Raw genomic sequence first — 15,200 nt, forward strand, 5'->3', positions numbered from 1 at the left:
TGATGTGAACGATGTCATTCGGTTTCCTGATGCGCTTCGATGCGCATCGCTTTCGGATAGGTCTCCCGGGCGAGCAGCGTCGCGATCACGGTGATCAGGCCGAGCACGCCGAGATACAGAGCGACCGGCGTCGCGCTGCGATAGTGCGCGAGCAGCGCCGTGGCGATCATCGGCGACAGGCCGCCGCCGAGCACCGAGGAGATTTCGCGCCCGATGCCAAGCCCCGAGAAGCGCAGATGTACCGGCAACAGTTCGCTGATGAACGCGGGCTGCGCGCCTTCGAGGATGCCGAGGGTGAGGCTGTTCGCCAGCACGAGGGCCGTGATCACTTTCCAGTATTCGCCGGAGCCGAGCAGCGCAAAGTACGGCCATGCGACAAGCACCAACGCAATCGCGCCGGCGAGATACACGGGCTTGCGTCCGACCTTGTCGGTCAGGTAGCCGAAGAACAGCGAGAACGGAATCATCAGCAGCATCGAAAGAGTCAGGCCGCCGAGCATCCAGCTCGATTTGATGCCGAGGAACTGGCCATACGCGATCGAGAACGCGAAGAAGATGTACGACGCACCGCCTTCGCCGAAGCGCAAACCGAAGATCGTCAGCACTTCGCGAGGACATTGCCGCAACACTTCGATCACCGGCATGCGGGTGTCGCGACGCGTTGCCTTCGCTCGAGCGAACGCGGCGCTTTCGCCGACCGAGCGGCGCATCCACAAGCCCAGTGCGACGAGCGCGGCGCTGCAGAGGAATGGAATGCGCCAGCCCCAGCTCAGGAAATCGGCAGATGACAGGTTCTGCACCAGCAGGAACGCACCGGTCGACAGCACGAAGCCGAGCGCCGCGCCGCACGGACTCCATGCGGCGAGTGCGCCGCGCTTCGATTGCGGCGCGTTCTCATGGATCAGCAGGATGCTGCCGCTCCATTCGCCGCCCGCGGCGAGCCCCTGCACGATGCGCAGACACACGAGCAGCGCCGGCGCGGCGAGGCCGATCTGCTGGTAGGTGGGCAGCACGCCCATCAACATAGTCGCCGTGCCCATCGCGAACAGCGTCAGCATCGTCACGAGCTTGCGCCCGTAGCGGTCACCGAGATGTCCGCACAGCACACCGCCGATCGGCCGCGCGATGAAGCCGACCGTGAAGCCGCCGAACGCGGCGATGGTGCCGGTGAGCGGATCGCTGCCGACGGGGAAGAACAGCTTGCCGAATACCAGCGCCGCGGCCGTTCCATACAGGAAGAAGTCATACCATTCGAGGATTTGACCCAGCACGGCGGTCGTGACCGCACGTCGTACGCCGCTCGTCGCGGCGGCGGACCGGCGTGATGCGAGCGGGGCGCTCAGATCGGAATTCACGGCGTCAGAGTTCATGGCTCAGGGAGAACGAAGATTGAGGTTCCCGCATGACGATGGCTCTACGCAGCGGGGCGAATCACATCCGGACGACATGGCTGCACGATATGAGCGGCGATAAACGCGGTCAAATTCGGGCCAAAAATGATCGATATGAATGGCGTGCATGGGCGAGGCCCGGGTCGGGCGACGCGCGAATGGTGAGGAGTTCCAGGAGGTGGCGCTACGGTGAGGGTTTACGGGAGCGGTGGGCGGGATGCGCGACGGCTCACGCGGTGTGCGTCGGAACGGCGATGGGGATGAGGTGCATCGAAGTGCGCAGCGCGTGCTTCGCTGGCTTCAGCGTTGTGGTGAACGATTGCGTTTCGGACCAGCGAGCGCGGAGCGCGTCGGTGTCCAGTGCGCGAAAAACACGCTGGAATGCAGGGCTAAAAGTTGAAGCGAGCCTGTTGAGGTGAGGTCTTCCAGGATGGTGAGGATTTCCAGGAGTCGAGAGAACGACGCTTTGTGCGCCATGGTGAGGAGTTCCAGGAGGTCGGCCCCGCATTCGAGACCTCGCGCTCGCGGCAATTGCTCAATCCGGGTAGAACGGAAGCCTTTGGCTCCCGAAAAACCTCACCTGGGGCTATCGCTCACGTTCCTTACGGCTCCATCAGAACTTTACCTTCAGCTGAAAACCAATCGTAAAGGGCAGATTGTCCGATGGGATCGGCGGAATGACGATGAAGTTCGCGCCGACGCGCTTGTATTCGAGCATCACGATCGGCGCGACCACCGGGCCGATCGTGTGATTGCTGCCAAGCCCCCAGTTGCCATAGTTATAGCCGGAGATGATCCCGCCGATCGCCGCGATCCGCACGATTCCCCAATGCGCGAACTCCGGCGCCCACACGCCGCCGCCGTAGTAGGACGGCCGACGCAGCGAGTTGCGAAAGCCGCCGGCCGTCAGCGCCCACTGGTTGTTCAGCCAGCATTCGACGCCAAGCCCGGGATTGAACTGCTCGAAGTGCGTATCGGGATCGGGGTTGATGTGATACGAGCCGAGCATCGCGTCGACCCATACACCGCCGTCACACCAGTTGCCCGCGTGCGCCGCGGAGAGCGCCGCGAAGCTGGCGAAAAGCGCCACCGCGGCGCGCCGGATATTCTTGTTCATCTGCCTGACGTGCATTTCTTCTCCGTCACCGGTCGAGCGCCGGTGTCATGGTGTTCTGGCGATCCGCGTGCCGCCCGTCGCGCACTGTACCTGAAGCCGTGCGGTCGATGTTGGGGACTCGCTCGGCCGGCCGGGCACGCGACGTGCCCCCGCAGCCGGAACCGCCACGATAACGGAGAACCGATGGCGCCGTGATGAACAAGCGGTGAAGAAGTTCGCGGCGCGCATCAGGTGCGCCGCCGGCGATGAATGTGGTGGGAACGTCTACAGACCGAGATCGGACAGGCTGGGGTGATCGTCGGGCCGCCGGCCGAGCGGCCAGCGATACAAGCGGTCGGCTTCGCGGATCGGCAGGTCATTGATGCTTGCGTGACGATGCGCCATCAGACCATGCTCGTTGAACTCCCAGTTCTCGTTGCCATACGAGCGGAACCAGTTGTTCGAATCGTCGTGCCATTCGTACGCGAAGCGCACCGCGATGCGGTTGTCGGTGAACGCCCACAGTTCCTTGATCAACCGATAGTCGAGCTCCTTCGCCCACTTGCGGCGCAGAAAGCCGACGATCTCCGCGCGGCCATGCACGAATTCGGCGCGGTTGCGCCACACGCTATCCGTCGTGTACGCGAGCGATACGCGCTCGGGTTCGCGCGTGTTCCACGCATCTTCCGCGGCGCGCACTTTCTGGATCGCGGTATCGCGAGTGAATGGCGGCAGCGGCGGGCGAGCTTCGATCGTATCGGCCATGATGGTTCCTCAGTCAGGTTATGGTGCGCCGCGATGGCGGCCGTTTGGTTGCGGCGGGTTTCGCTGCCGCATCGAGCAAGGTCTTGCCAACCGCCTGCGCGTCGAGCGCCGCATCGGCTTCGCCGCTCACGAGCGCCACCGCGATCGCGCCGTCGAGCAGCACGAGCCATTGCCGCGCGAGCGGCGCCGCGCGACGCGCATCGATTTCGGCTTCCACGACGAACGCGACGCATTCGGCACGCACGAAACCGAGCAGCCGTGCCTTGTGTTTGCGCGCGACGACGCGGATCGGATCGTCGGCGGATTCGATTTCGCCGGCCGCGTTCAGAAACGCGCAGCCATGAAAATCCGCCGATGCGAACCACTCGCGCAGCACGTCGAACATGCCGAGCAGGCGTCTGCGCGCGCCCTTGCCGCGCCGTTGCGTGCCGGCGATAAACCAGTTCATCCAGCGCTCGTCGCGCCGTTCGAGCGCGGCCGCGATTAGCGCATCTTTCGACTCGAAATGCGTGTAAAAGCTTTTGCGCGCGGTGCCGGACTGCCGCACGATCGCATCTACGCCGGTTGCATGGATGCCGCCGGCGTAGATGAGCGCCTCGGCGGCATCGAGCAGCCGCTCGCGCGCCGTGCCGGACTGGGCCGCGTCGTTTGGATCGGTCGGAATCGTTTCGTGTGTCATGGACGAAAAGGTAGAACGATCATTCTCCATCGTCAAGTTTTTCTTCGAGCTTCGGCGCTGTGGGTGCGCTTGCTGCTATCGTGATGGAGATCGCTTGATCACCGCTCAACCGGAATCGCTTCGATGAAACCATCCTCCGTTCGCACCGCGTGGATGCGCGCGCTGCTCGGCGCAACGCTGCTGGGCGCGGTGGCCTGCACGCCGATCCAGGTGCTCACGCATTCGGTCAGTCAGAACGAGGCGCGCGTGCCGCCCGGACGCTACGACATCGATCAGGACCATACGAGCATCACGTTCGATATCGATCACTTCAAATACACGCGCTTTACGATGCGTTTCGATCGCAAGCAGGGGGAGCTCGACTGGAACGACGGCGGCCTCGAGCGCAGCACGGCGTCGGTCGCGATCGACGCCGCGAGCATCGACACGAACGTGCCGCTGCTCGACAAGATGGTGAAAAGCGACAGCATGCTCGACGTCGCGCGCTATCCGCAGATCCGCTTCGCGAGCACGCGTTTCGAGCGCACCGGCGAAGCGCGCGGCACGCTGAGCGGCGATCTGACGATCCGCGGCGTCACGCAGCCGGTCACGTTCGACGTCACGTTCAACGGCTTCGCGCCCGATCCGCTGACGAAAAAGGACACGCTTGGCTTTTCCGCGGACGGTCATTTCAGCCGCGCGAAGTTCGGTCTGTCTACCTGGTATCCGGCCGTCGGCGACGATATTCACGTGCGCGTCCAGGCCGAGTTCGTGAAAACGCCCGCAGGCGCGTAAGCGCGCTGCGGGCGTCAGCGTTCAGACGGTGAGGTGCCGACTCAGGCAGAGGTCCAGTCGAGAATCACCTTGCCGCTTTCGCCGGAGAGCATCGTCGCGAAGGCTTCCTGATAGTCGTCGACCTTGAAATGGTGGGTGAGGATCGGCGACAGATCGAGGCCGCTTTGCAGCATCGCGACCATCTTGTACCAGGTCTCGAACATCTCGCGCCCATAAATGCCCTTGATTTCAAGGCCTTTGAAGATCACCTGGGTCCAGTCGATCGCGGTTTGCGCGGGTGGAATGCCGAGCAGCGCGATCTTGCCGCCGTGGTTCATCGCTTCGAGCATGCCCGTAAAAGCACTCGGCACGCCCGACATTTCGAGTCCGACGTCGAAGCCCTCGGTCATGTGCAGATCGTGCATCACGTCGCGCAACGATTCGCGCGACACGTTCACCGCGCGCGTCGCGCCCATCTTGCGCGCGAGTTCGAGGCGATAGTCGTTGACGTCGGTGATCACGACGTTGCGCGCGCCGACGTGCCTGGCGATCGCGACCGCCATGATGCCGATCGGCCCAGCGCCGGTAATCAGCACGTCTTCGCCGACGAGGTTGAACGACAGCGCCGTATGCGTCGCGTTGCCGAACGGATCGAAGATCGCGGCGAGATCGTCGGAGATTTCAGGCGGGATCTTGAACGCGTTGAAGGCCGGAATCACCAGGTATTCGGCGAACGCGCCCTCGCGATTCACGCCGACGCCGATCGTGTTGCGGCACAGATGCCGGCGGCCCGCGCGACAGTTGCGGCAGAAGCCGCAGGTGATGTGTCCTTCGCCCGACACCCGATCGCCGATCGCAAAGCCGCGCACTTCCTGCCCCATCTCGACGATTTCGCCGACGTATTCATGGCCGACGTGCATCGGCACCGGAATCGTCTTCTGCGCCCAGTCGTCCCACTTCCAGATATGAATGTCGGTGCCGCAAATCGCGGTGCGCGTGATGCGGATCATCACGTCGTTATGACCGACTTCGGGCTTCTTCACGTCGGTCAGCGTGAGGCCCGGTCCGCGTTCGAGTTTTGCCAATGCTTTCATCTGCTTCTCCATTCGAATCACGCGGCGATCACGTGGTGATGACGCCGAGCTCGCGGCCGACGCGCGCGAACGCCTCGACGGCACGGTCGATCTGCTCCGGCGTGTGCGCGGCGCTCATCTGCGTGCGGATGCGCGCGCGGCCACGCGGCACCACCGGGAACGAAAAACCGATCACGTAGACGCCTTGCTTCAGCAGCGCATCGGCCATCTTTCCCGCGAGTTGCGCGTCGCCGAGCATCACCGGAATGATCGGATGTTCGCCCGGCACGAGCGTGAAGCCGAGCGCGCTCATCGCGCGGCGGAAATGCGCGCCGTTTTCGCGCACGCGTGCGCGCAGCAACGCCCCTTCATCGCTGGCGAGCAATTCGAGTACCTTCAGCGACGCCGCCGCGATGCTCGGCGTGAGCGTGTTCGAGAACAGATACGGGCGGGAGCGCTGCCGCAACAGCTCGACGACTTCCTTGCGCGCCGCGACGTAGCCGCCCGATGCGCCGCCGAGCGCCTTGCCGAGCGTGCCAGTAATGATGTCGACGCGCGCCATCACTGCGCAATGCTCGGGCGTGCCGCGACCGTGTTCACCGATGAAGCCGACGGCGTGCGAGTCGTCGACCATCACCAATGCGCCGTACCTGTCGGCCAGATCGCAGATGCCGGCGAGGTTCGCGATGATGCCGTCCATCGAGAACACGCCGTCGGTCGCGATCAGTTTGAAGCGCGCGCCCGCCGCATCGGCTTCCTGCAGGCGCGCTTCGAGTTCGCCGAGGTCGTTGTTCCTGTAGCGAAAGCGCTTCGCCTTGCACAGCCGCACACCGTCGATGATGCTCGCGTGATTCAGCTCGTCGCTGATGATCGCGTCGTTTTCGTCGAGCAGCGTTTCGAACAGGCCGCCGTTCGCGTCGAAGCAGCTCGAGTAGAGAATGCAGTCGTCGGTTTGCAGGAACGCGGCGAGCGCCGCTTCGAGTTGCTTGTGCACGGTTTGCGTGCCGCAGATGAAGCGCACCGACGCCATCCCGAAGCCGTCGCTGTCGAGGCCTTGCTTGGCGGCTTCGATCAGCCGCGTGTCGTCGGCGAGACCGAGATAGTTGTTTGCGCAGAAGTTAAGCACGTCGCTGCCGTCGGCAAGACGCACGTCGGCCGACTGCGGACTCGCGATCACGCGCTCGCTCTTGTAGAAGCCGTCGGCGCGGATCTGGTCGAGGGTGCCGCGCAAATGGGCAAGGTATTGGTCACGCATGAACGGGACTCCTGAGAGTGATGGCGCCCGCATTCGCATGCGTGCGGGAAGGGCGGCCTGTTATAGTCGGTTGTCAGCTTTATCGGATATTTTCGTTTTTCCGAACTAAAATCCGGTATATCGAACAACTCTAAACGATGGGTCTGGAAATGGCAAGTTCGGGTACACGCCGCACCGCGTCCAATGCGGCGCCCACCTCCGCCAGCGCGGCATTACCGCCGAGTGCGGCGATTGCGGCGCCGCCGCGCGTCGGCGAACAGATTCAACGGCTGCGCGCCGAGCGGCGCATGACGCTCGACGATCTGTCGCGCGCGGCCGGCGTATCGAAATCGATGCTCTCGGAAATCGAGCGCGACAAGGCCAATCCGACGATCGCGGTTGCGTGGCGGCTGACCAATGCGCTCGGCGTAAGTCTCGATTCGCTGTTTGCGCCGCCGAAGTCGCCTGAGGCAATCGCCGTTTCCGGACCGCGCGATATTCCTACGCTAAGCGGTCACGAAGCGAAATACCAGTTGCGTGTGTGGGGACCGATCGAGCTGGCCGGCAAGTTCGAGTGGTACGAGTTGACGCTGCAGCCTGGCGGGGCCCTCGTGTCGAACGCGCACGAGCCAGGCACGCGCGAGCATCTGACCGTGCTGCACGGCTCGATCGAAATCGAGGCGGCCGGCGCGACGAAGCGGCTCAAGGTCGCGGACACCGCGCGCTACGTCGCGGATGTTCCGCATGCGATCCGCAACGTCGGCAAGAGCGAGGCGAAAGCGCTGCTGGTCGTGATTCACGGTTAGGCCGTTCGGCCAGGTTGCGCCCGGTACTGTATGTTTGTACAGTATCAGGTGTCGATTGGAGCCGAGAATGAACAACCTGAAAACCGACCCTACCGATCAAACTCTCGCCGCGCTGCGCTTCCAGACCGCCGCGCGCGATCTCGAACATATCGTGCGCAGCATCGCCGCGCGCTACATCGTCAGGCAGGTGCCGCTCACGTGGCGTCTGCTCCATGCCATCGAAGCCGAGGCGCTGGCCGATCTCGGTTTTGCCAGCCGGCACGACGCGCTGATGCTCGGGCTGTTCCAGCGCCCGTCCGATCTGCCTTATCCAGAAACCGATGACCGCGTGGATTTCGGCACCTCCAACGCATTGCCGGCCGTTTTTGCGTTTGCCGTCAATGCGTACGAGGAAGCGGCGCGGCAAGCGGCGCGCCGGGCGGCGCTGCCACGGCCGGCCGATGCGCCCTTAAAGCGCGCCCGGGCGTGGGGCGGCTAATGGCGGCACCACGTCGGGATGGCTCGGATCCTCATCCATTCCTCGCGGTCGGCCTCGCGGCGCTCAGCGCCTACAATACGCGGACCAAACGGTGCAACTAACGGAAGGATTGCCCATGTCACCCCCTCATCTGTCCGACCCCGTTCCCCGTCCCGCGCCCTCCACCGATCTGTTCGATCAGCAACGCGAAGACTGGCGTCGCGACCCGCAGGTCGCGTTCGATGCGTGGCTCGCGAAGCAGCACTTCCGTCGCTCTTCGGCGTTGGTCTATCAGGCGCAGTGGGGGCAGTTTCTCGATTGGCTCGGCGCGCGGCAACAAAGCCTCGCGACGGTCGACACGCCCGCAATCGCCGAATTCGTCGCCAGCCTCGAGATTCGCAGAACGCAGCGGATCCGCTATTTGCGGCTTATCGAGCGCGTGCTCGATCACGTGCGCGAGATCGAATCTGCGTCGACCAACCCGGCTCGTTTCATCGCTCAGGACGGGGAAGCCGCGTGGCGCAATGCGCGCGACAATGAGCCGACCGGGTTTCTCACGCATGCGGAACGCACTGCGTTGATCGCGCGGCTGTTCGCGCCGTTGCCGGCGTTGTCGACCGCGCAGCGCTGGAGAGAGCGACGCGATCGCGCGTTGATCGCGGTGTTTCTGGGCGCAGGACTGAAGACGGGCGAAGCGGGAGCGCTTACGGTTAGTTGCGTGAGAGAGGGCTCGCCGTGGGTCACGATCGAGTCCGCGAATCCAGTGCTGACGCGGCGCACGCGACTCGCGCCGTTCGCAACGGCGATTCTCGACGCCTGGCTAGCCGAACGACGGCTGACGCAACTGGCCGGCAAGCTTGTGTTTCCCGCATCGCCGTCGGGCAGGCCGATGCATAAGGCCACGATGCTGCGCGCGGTGGATGCGCTCGTCGATGCAGCGGGGATTGCCACGTCGCGCCAATCGCGCGCGAGTCCGCAGACCTTGCGCAACACGTTTGCGGCGGACCTGTTCGAAAGCGGGGTAGAGGCCGAACAGGTCGGTCAATGGCTCGGCTTCGTGCAGGCGGTGTCCGCGAACCGGCTATATCGCGCGTGGCAAACCTGGATTGATCAGCAGGATTCGCCCGCGACAGAGGAGCCGGATCCAGCTGCGGCACCGTTGGCCGAGCCCCGCCGTGACGGGCGTTTGACGAGAAAAACGGGAGCCGGCGAACCTTGAAGAACCTCACCGTTGCGGTCCCGAATTTCCTCACCTTTGACGTTTTTCCGTTAGATTGGCCGCCTCTGGTTAACGCATCGCGTGCACGGAGCGGGACGACGGCGCGGTGGCGCCGTCGTTCGACAGAAACTGGTTCACCGCCGCGAGCCTCGATTCGCCGAGGCCGGAAGAGTGCTCGCATTCCGGGCACAACAGTTCGAAACGGTGATCGACCTGCGAGAGCTCCGGCTCACCTTCCTCGCATTTCGGGCATCTCGCGGGCAGCGTCACGTGGCCGTCAGCCGCGGTGCCGATCATGCTCAACTCTTTGCTCGTGAGCCGCCCGTCAGTAGCCAGCGAGCACAGCAGTACGGCGATGGCTGGATCGATGCCCTGCTGGCCACGCAGGGCGGCGACTTCTTTCGTCAGCGCGTCGACTTCGTCCGACTGCTCGCGCAGCTGCGCGTCGAGCCGATCGGTGCGCGCCTTGGCGGCGGCAATCTGCTGAATGAACTCGAATTCCTTGCGGCTCGCATCACGCACGCCGGACTGATACGTCGCGGCCATGCTACGCAGCGAGTCGAGTTCGACTAGCATCGGCTTGACGCGCCGCTCGGCTTCGGCCACCGCATCCTTGATCTGCTGTGCATAGTGCTCCGTGCTTTGCCGCAATTCGACGTGCAACGCGTCGATCCGGTCGCGCAACGCAGCATTGGCAGTCTGTTCGTTTTCGAGCCGTTGCCGCAGCGCCTCGTTCTCCTGGTCGAGCCGGCGCGTGGTTGCCTGCATGCCTTCGAGGTGAACGCTGCCGTGCGTAGTCGCGCTCGATAACTGCGTTTCAAGTGCGCGAACCCGCTCCCACGCGGTTTCGGCGCGCGCTTCGCTGCGCCTGATGGCGTCGTCGGCCGCATCCCGACGAATTTCCGCCTCGCGTACGCGTAGATCGGCGGCGCTGATCTGCGCGCGGATCTCTTCACGTTCGCCATCGAGCGACGCTTTGGCCTGCACGACCGCTTCTTCGAATAACGCGCCCAGCAGTTCGCCGGCGCGATCTTCCAGTGCCTTTGGTATCGCGCCCGCTCCGACCTTGACCCGCGACACGCTGCGGATGCGCTCCCAGAAATGATCGATGTCCTTCGGGATGTCGCTCGCGCTGCCGGTTTGCGTGAGATCGCGCACGGCCGCCATCGATGGCCGGATGCCGAGATCGAAAAAAAGCCGTTTGCATGCATGCAGCGACAGATCCTGGCGGCGCACGCCCTGCGCACGCATCGATTCAAGCTCGTCGCGAATGGCTTGCCGCTCCTGATCCAGATTCATGTTTACCTCGATGTGGCTCGAATTGGATGGATCATAACAATTTACGTAGTGTTTGCTACCGATTTATCGGTGGCGAACGGATTGGCGTATACCGACGGGCTTTTGCGTGCAGATTGCGATGGTAAACACGCGCCTGCCGTTTTTCTCCGTGAAACAAAACGAAGAATAGCTAATAAGCCATTGTATTAGAAGAATTTTGTTTGATTTCCGCATGATCGCGCACTGTTTCACGATTGATCGGCAATGGCTGCGGGGTGGTGGGCCTGTGTTTCACGGGGCTCGCGGGTGTAAGGCTTGAGAGTAATAAAAATAAACACCTTTGAACCCTTGTTAAAGACGTTAACGACTCGGCAAACCCTTATCTGGCGGGGCTTTCAGGCCAGCAAGGTGAAGCTTTGCGGGAGACTTGGTGAGGGTCTGCGGGAAACTCGAGTGATGGGGTTCGGGAAGCTCGGTGAGCGGCTCCGGGACGGAACGTGAGCGGGTTCAGGAAACGCCGTATACGTGGGGTTTGGGCAAAGGTGAGGTTTTGCGGGACTTCGCAGCCGCGAAGCGCCCGACAGCCCTCGACAGTGTCTGTTCGGTTTGGTCTGCAGCAAGGTGAGGGCTTTCGGGAGGCTCGCGAGCGTGGTTTTTTGCCGGTTTTTTGGGGTGGTTAACCGCTTTGGTGAGCCGTGGCGGGAGAAAACGTAAAACGAAGGTGAGATTTTTCGGGGCGCGGGGTCCAGTTTTGCTTTCTTTTTGAGCATCCATACTGCTGAGGTGAGGTTTTACGGGAGCCAACATGGAATTCGACGCATCGATTGCCCGAAAGACTGGTCGGCGGGAACCGCTGGCGATTGGAAAGGTGAGGGGATTCGGGGAACTGGCTGATCAGCTAGATCCTCGAGCTGATTTGGCCGGGGATTCCGTCAAAGGTGAGACTTTTCGGGAGGGTCTGGATAGGGTTCTGCGCATTAAGGTGAGGAGATTCGGGACTGAAACGCGGGCTATCGGCCGGAGATGCCCCGGCGGATGGCAATTTGCGAGCGTAGGTATACCTGGTCTCTGATTGCAAAGGTGAGTCTTTTCGGGAGATTCATGGGGACGCAATGAAAAGTGCTGCGGTGCGAAAAACGGGCTTAAGGTGAGGTTTTACGGGGACAGCGGTGGTTCGAGCGCTAGATGGGATTATCGCAAGTCACGGAAATCATTGATTTTTTTACTGTCCTCGAGCAAAGGTGAGAGTTTTCAGGAGTTCTTTGGGAGGGGGCGCCAGGGCCTCCGTAAAGGTCAAAGGTGACGCTTTTCAGGAGGTTGCATTGGGGAAATGCGGTACTGGCGCGGCATGAGCGCGTGTCGTGTTGTGCCGTTCTGCGGAGCTACGGTGAGGTTTTTCGGGAGCATGGGAGCGGTGAGGATTTGCCTGTGGTTGGATCTCCCCTTTTTCGGCGGCTTCGGACGAAGCTCGAAGTCGTGCCCGACGATAGGAAGCTTGATGCACCGACAGCAGGGCTGACGGGGCGCCCGTCGCAGGCCCGCGCCGCGTTGCGGTCCCAATACCGTGCGGGCATTCCATCTATCGATCCGGACTGTGCGTCGGCCGGCAGCACGCGACGATCGACGAAACGATCGCGAGGCCGCACGACGAAGTCATCACCCGCCCCGGACACCATCCGTTTACACAAGGGTCTCGAAAAAATCAGCGAAAATTTTTGAGGTGAGAAGATTCGGGATCAAATGCTCCCCATTGCCGCACGCGGCGAAACGAGCCCGATTCGCAAACGCCGCGGCCGGCAAGGAGAGCCCGATCCTGGCGGCACGCACACGAGGTGAGGGTTTTCGGGAGTTGCTCGAGGTGAGTTGCGCTTCGTAAACTCGCTTCACCGGCAATGGTGAGATGGGCGCTATAGACGCGTATCACCACAGCCGGTATGCTCTCGCGAAATCCCCTCCTCACCCCGACGCATGGCCACCAAGCGCGCGAAAAAGACCGATGTTGTCAGCCCGAGCTCGGCTGAGCTGCGCAAAGCCGTCGAGGCGATCGCGATCCAGCCCAAGAGCGGCAAGATCACGCTGCTCACGCGCAAGCTATTTAACGTGTTACTCGCGGTGGCCCAGCAAGCGGATGAATCGGGCGACACCTATCGGGCGCTGCTGTCCGACATCGTCGCCAATTCCGCGTTCGATTCCAATGACACCGCGCTCGTCAAGGAGCATCTGCGCCGCATGGTGTCGGTGCAGGTCGAGTGGAGCACCGGCACGTCGAGTCAGAAGCCTGGCCGCAAATGGGGTATTTCGACGCTGATCGCGGACGCGGAAATTCTCGAAGATCCGACCACGCGTCGCGTCTGGGTCGAGTTTTCGTTTGCGCCGAAGATCAAGAAGAAACTGCTCGATCCGGTTCAGTATGCGCGGCTGAGTCTGCAGTTCCAGAGCCAACTGCGCAGCAGCGCGGGCCTCGCACTCTACGAGATTTGCGTGCGCTACCTGACCAACCCCAGCCACCTGACGATGCGCGAGACCTGGGAATGGTGGCGGCCGATTCTGTCGGGCACGCCGGACACTGAAGCCGGCGACGAGGCGAAGCGCGAGTACAAGTATTTCAAGCGCGACTACCTGCGTCCGGCCATCGCCGAGGTCAACGCGGTCACGAACATTTTTGTCGAGCTGATCGAGCATCGCGAGGGTCGGCGCGTCGCTGAAATCCAGTTCCGCGTGACCGAGCGCAAGCAGCCGATGCTCGCGCTCGACGAACATCCGAACGTGTTCGACAGCACGCTGGTCGACCGGATGGTGAAGATCGGCATTCCGCTCAAGGAGGCGCAGACGCTTTATGCGGACAGCGAGGAGAACCGGATCCGCGCGGCGCTGCAGATGACCGAGCAGCGTATGCGCAGCACGTCACTGCCGCCGGTGCGCAGTGCGCCGGCGCTGTTCAAGGATGCGTTGAAGAAAGGCTATGCGCCGCCGGTCGAGGCGCTGCCCGCGGGTGGCGGCACCAGCAAGGCCGCGGCGTCGCCGGCCGACGATCTGAAGGCGCGTCTGCTCGGTGAATACTCGGCTTACCGTCGCAAGCAGGCCTACGAGTTGTACAACGAACAGGGCGAGTCGGAGCGCGATATCGCGCGACAGTCGTTCGAGGAAGATGAATTGCCGGGGCTCGGCACGCACATGCGCGACGACTGGCGGCGTCGCGGGCTCGATTCGAAGATCGTCGAAACGGCGTTCTTCGACTGGCTCGCGCGCAGGACCTGGGGCGAACCGACCGACGGCGACCTGCTCGCCTTTACGCTGAGCCAGTCGCGCGCGGCGTGATGGGTCGATAACTGCCTTTGAAATCCAGGCGGCGGTGCATGCGCACCGCCCTCACGTCTTACTTCAGCATCTTCTCGATCTGCCGCAGGATGTCGTCGCGCTTTTCACGCGTGAGGCCTTTCAGGCGCAACTCGAGCCGGTCGTCCCCATACGACTTCAGATCGCCGACCGACACACCACCAAGCTTGATTTCCAGACGTTGCGCGTAGCGCTGCCGGCCCGCCGGTTTGGCGCTTTCCTGCGAGGTCGCTCGGCCTTTGACGATGTCGGCGACCTGGCGTGTGCTCAGATCGTCGGAAAGGATCCGGTTGATCAGTCGCAGTGTCGCCTCCGCGCCGCGAGCCGTGTGGTAGCGGCCCACCTGATACGCCATGTTCGAGCCGAAGCGGTCAGGGCGCGCGACCATCTCCTGCATCACGGTTTCCGGGAGTTTGGCGATGGACAGCGCGACTGCGACCGTCGATTCGTCGAGGCCGAGATGTTCGGCCAGTTCCTTCTGGCTCTGGAAATGCCGCTCGTCGAGAAAGCGTCGCCACACGACCGCGTTGTCGAACACCGTCTGCGAGTCGCGCTGCACGTTGAGGTCGTAACCGAGCTTGTAGCTCTGGATGCCGATCGGCAGATCGATGACGATCGCTTTCACCGACTCCTTGTTCGCTTCTTTCAGCGCACGCACCCGTCTGCCGCCGTCACTGACGAAGTAGGTGCCAGGGTTGTCATAGTCGGGAATGACGTGAATCGCCTGCTGCTGCCCCTGCTTCGCCAGATTGACGGCAAGCTCCGCAATCGACGACTTCACATAGAAGTACCGTGGATTGAACGGGCTCGGCTTGATCGTCTTGAGCGCCAGTTCGATGATCTGGCCGGGACGATAGCCGTGCTCGAGCCTCCAGGCGCGGTAGGCCGCCGATTCGTTGTCCGGATCAGGAATCTTCGCGTCCTGCAGACGCGACGGCAAGACGGCCGGAATCGGACGCCCGGCGATCGTGGGAGTTTTCGCCTCGTTGCTGACCAGGCCGTCGATCGCATTCAGACGGTCGAGCGCGGTGCGCTTTTCGCTGCTGGTCGTGTCAGGACGTGCTTGAAAGCCTTTGGCGAACTGGGACGGTTTCATTCAGGGTCCTTTATGCG

General features: G+C 62.8%; 14 protein-coding genes. 5 read left to right on the forward strand and 9 right to left on the reverse strand.

The features are described from left to right. Positions 1–14 precede the first annotated feature (14 nt). The 5 genes from OKW37_RS23125 to OKW37_RS23145 form a co-directional block, all read right to left on the reverse strand. Entirely contained in the window at positions 15–1,370 is a 1,356-nt protein-coding gene (locus OKW37_RS23125) for an MFS transporter (RefSeq protein WP_429403881.1), read from the reverse strand. A gap of 321 nt (positions 1,371–1,691) precedes the next feature. Next, positions 1,692–1,868: a hypothetical protein gene (locus OKW37_RS23130; protein ID WP_187612476.1), complete on the reverse strand. Its 177-nt coding sequence runs from the start codon at positions 1,866–1,868 to the stop codon at positions 1,692–1,694. Positions 1,869–2,004: 136 nt separating this feature from the next. Further along, entirely contained in the window at positions 2,005–2,523 is a 519-nt protein-coding gene (locus tag OKW37_RS23135) for a hypothetical protein (RefSeq protein WP_184031106.1), read from the reverse strand. A gap of 249 nt (positions 2,524–2,772) precedes the next feature. Beyond that, positions 2,773–3,252, reverse strand: a complete 480-nt coding sequence (locus OKW37_RS23140; RefSeq protein WP_187612478.1) for a DUF1348 family protein — start codon at positions 3,250–3,252, stop codon at positions 2,773–2,775. Positions 3,253–3,265: 13 nt separating this feature from the next. After that, a complete protein-coding gene (locus tag OKW37_RS23145; RefSeq protein ID WP_429403882.1) occupies positions 3,266–3,931 on the reverse strand; it encodes a TetR/AcrR family transcriptional regulator in 666 nt (221 codons plus the stop codon). Positions 3,932–4,054: 123 nt separating this feature from the next. On the opposite strand from OKW37_RS23145, the gene OKW37_RS23150 reads away from it, so the two are divergent. Beyond that, entirely contained in the window at positions 4,055–4,705 is a 651-nt protein-coding gene (locus OKW37_RS23150; RefSeq protein ID WP_429403883.1) for a YceI family protein, read from the forward strand. Positions 4,706–4,746: 41 nt separating this feature from the next. On the opposite strand, the gene tdh is transcribed toward OKW37_RS23150, so the two are convergent. Next, positions 4,747–5,778 carry an L-threonine 3-dehydrogenase gene (tdh, locus tag OKW37_RS23155; RefSeq protein WP_090810329.1) on the reverse strand — a complete coding sequence of 344 codons (1,032 nt, stop codon included), beginning with the start codon at positions 5,776–5,778 and terminating at the stop codon, positions 4,747–4,749. A gap of 28 nt (positions 5,779–5,806) precedes the next feature. Then, entirely contained in the window at positions 5,807–7,012 is a 1,206-nt protein-coding gene (locus OKW37_RS23160; RefSeq protein ID WP_429403884.1) for a glycine C-acetyltransferase, read from the reverse strand. 137 nt (positions 7,013–7,149) lie between these two features. On the opposite strand from OKW37_RS23160, the gene OKW37_RS23165 reads away from it, so the two are divergent. From OKW37_RS23165 to OKW37_RS23175, 3 genes are all read left to right on the forward strand, one after another. Continuing rightward, the gene (locus tag OKW37_RS23165) at positions 7,150–7,797 is read left to right on the forward strand and encodes a helix-turn-helix domain-containing protein (RefSeq protein WP_184057682.1); all 648 of its coding nucleotides are present in this window, start codon (positions 7,150–7,152) and stop codon (positions 7,795–7,797) included. A 67-nt stretch (positions 7,798–7,864) separates the two neighbouring features. Then, positions 7,865–8,275 (forward strand): DUF2471 family protein, encoded by a 411-nt coding sequence (locus OKW37_RS23170; protein WP_184052722.1) that lies wholly within the window; start codon positions 7,865–7,867, stop codon positions 8,273–8,275. Between the two features lie 115 nt (positions 8,276–8,390). Further along, positions 8,391–9,473 (forward strand): tyrosine-type recombinase/integrase, encoded by a 1,083-nt coding sequence (locus OKW37_RS23175; protein WP_184031072.1) that lies wholly within the window; start codon positions 8,391–8,393, stop codon positions 9,471–9,473. Positions 9,474–9,542: 69 nt separating this feature from the next. On the opposite strand, the gene OKW37_RS23180 is transcribed toward OKW37_RS23175, so the two are convergent. Beyond that, a complete protein-coding gene (locus OKW37_RS23180) occupies positions 9,543–10,772 on the reverse strand; it encodes a DNA-binding protein (RefSeq protein WP_429403885.1) in 1,230 nt (409 codons plus the stop codon). Positions 10,773–12,719: 1,947 nt separating this feature from the next. Here OKW37_RS23180 and OKW37_RS23185 point away from each other — a divergent pair. Next, a complete protein-coding gene (locus OKW37_RS23185) occupies positions 12,720–14,069 on the forward strand; it encodes a replication initiation protein (RefSeq protein WP_184057688.1) in 1,350 nt (449 codons plus the stop codon). Between the two features lie 58 nt (positions 14,070–14,127). On the opposite strand, the gene OKW37_RS23190 is transcribed toward OKW37_RS23185, so the two are convergent. After that, positions 14,128–15,183 (reverse strand): ParB/RepB/Spo0J family partition protein, encoded by a 1,056-nt coding sequence (locus OKW37_RS23190; protein WP_429352759.1) that lies wholly within the window; start codon positions 15,181–15,183, stop codon positions 14,128–14,130. Positions 15,184–15,200 lie beyond the last annotated feature (17 nt).

It is taken from the genome of Paraburkholderia sp. MM5482-R2 (assembly GCF_050436125.1).
Classification (GTDB): domain Bacteria; phylum Pseudomonadota; class Gammaproteobacteria; order Burkholderiales; family Burkholderiaceae; genus Paraburkholderia; species Paraburkholderia tuberum.

Excerpts from the sequence above, each read along its gene's own strand:
- OKW37_RS23140 (WP_187612478.1), bottom strand. The coding sequence starts at position 3,252 with ATGGCCGATACGATCGAAGCTCGCCCGCCGCTGCCGCCATTCACTCGC.
- OKW37_RS23135 (WP_184031106.1), bottom strand. The coding sequence starts at position 2,523 with ATGCACGTCAGGCAGATGAACAAGAATATCCGGCGCGCCGCGGTGGCG.
- OKW37_RS23180 (WP_429403885.1), bottom strand. The coding sequence starts at position 10,772 with ATGAATCTGGATCAGGAGCGGCAAGCCATTCGCGACGAGCTTGAATCG.
- OKW37_RS23130 (WP_187612476.1), bottom strand. The coding sequence starts at position 1,868 with ATGGCGCACAAAGCGTCGTTCTCTCGACTCCTGGAAATCCTCACCATC.
- OKW37_RS23170 (WP_184052722.1), top strand. The coding sequence starts at position 7,865 with ATGAACAACCTGAAAACCGACCCTACCGATCAAACTCTCGCCGCGCTG.
- OKW37_RS23160 (WP_429403884.1), bottom strand. The coding sequence starts at position 7,012 with ATGCGTGACCAATACCTTGCCCATTTGCGCGGCACCCTCGACCAGATC.
- OKW37_RS23125 (WP_429403881.1), bottom strand. The coding sequence starts at position 1,370 with ATGAACTCTGACGCCGTGAATTCCGATCTGAGCGCCCCGCTCGCATCA.
- OKW37_RS23145 (WP_429403882.1), bottom strand. The coding sequence starts at position 3,931 with ATGACACACGAAACGATTCCGACCGATCCAAACGACGCGGCCCAGTCC.
- OKW37_RS23150 (WP_429403883.1), top strand. The coding sequence starts at position 4,055 with ATGAAACCATCCTCCGTTCGCACCGCGTGGATGCGCGCGCTGCTCGGC.
- OKW37_RS23185 (WP_184057688.1), top strand. The coding sequence starts at position 12,720 with ATGGCCACCAAGCGCGCGAAAAAGACCGATGTTGTCAGCCCGAGCTCG.
- OKW37_RS23175 (WP_184031072.1), top strand. The coding sequence starts at position 8,391 with ATGTCACCCCCTCATCTGTCCGACCCCGTTCCCCGTCCCGCGCCCTCC.
- OKW37_RS23190 (WP_429352759.1), bottom strand. The coding sequence starts at position 15,183 with ATGAAACCGTCCCAGTTCGCCAAAGGCTTTCAAGCACGTCCTGACACG.
- tdh (WP_090810329.1), bottom strand. The coding sequence starts at position 5,778 with ATGAAAGCATTGGCAAAACTCGAACGCGGACCGGGCCTCACGCTGACC.
- OKW37_RS23165 (WP_184057682.1), top strand. The coding sequence starts at position 7,150 with ATGGGTCTGGAAATGGCAAGTTCGGGTACACGCCGCACCGCGTCCAAT.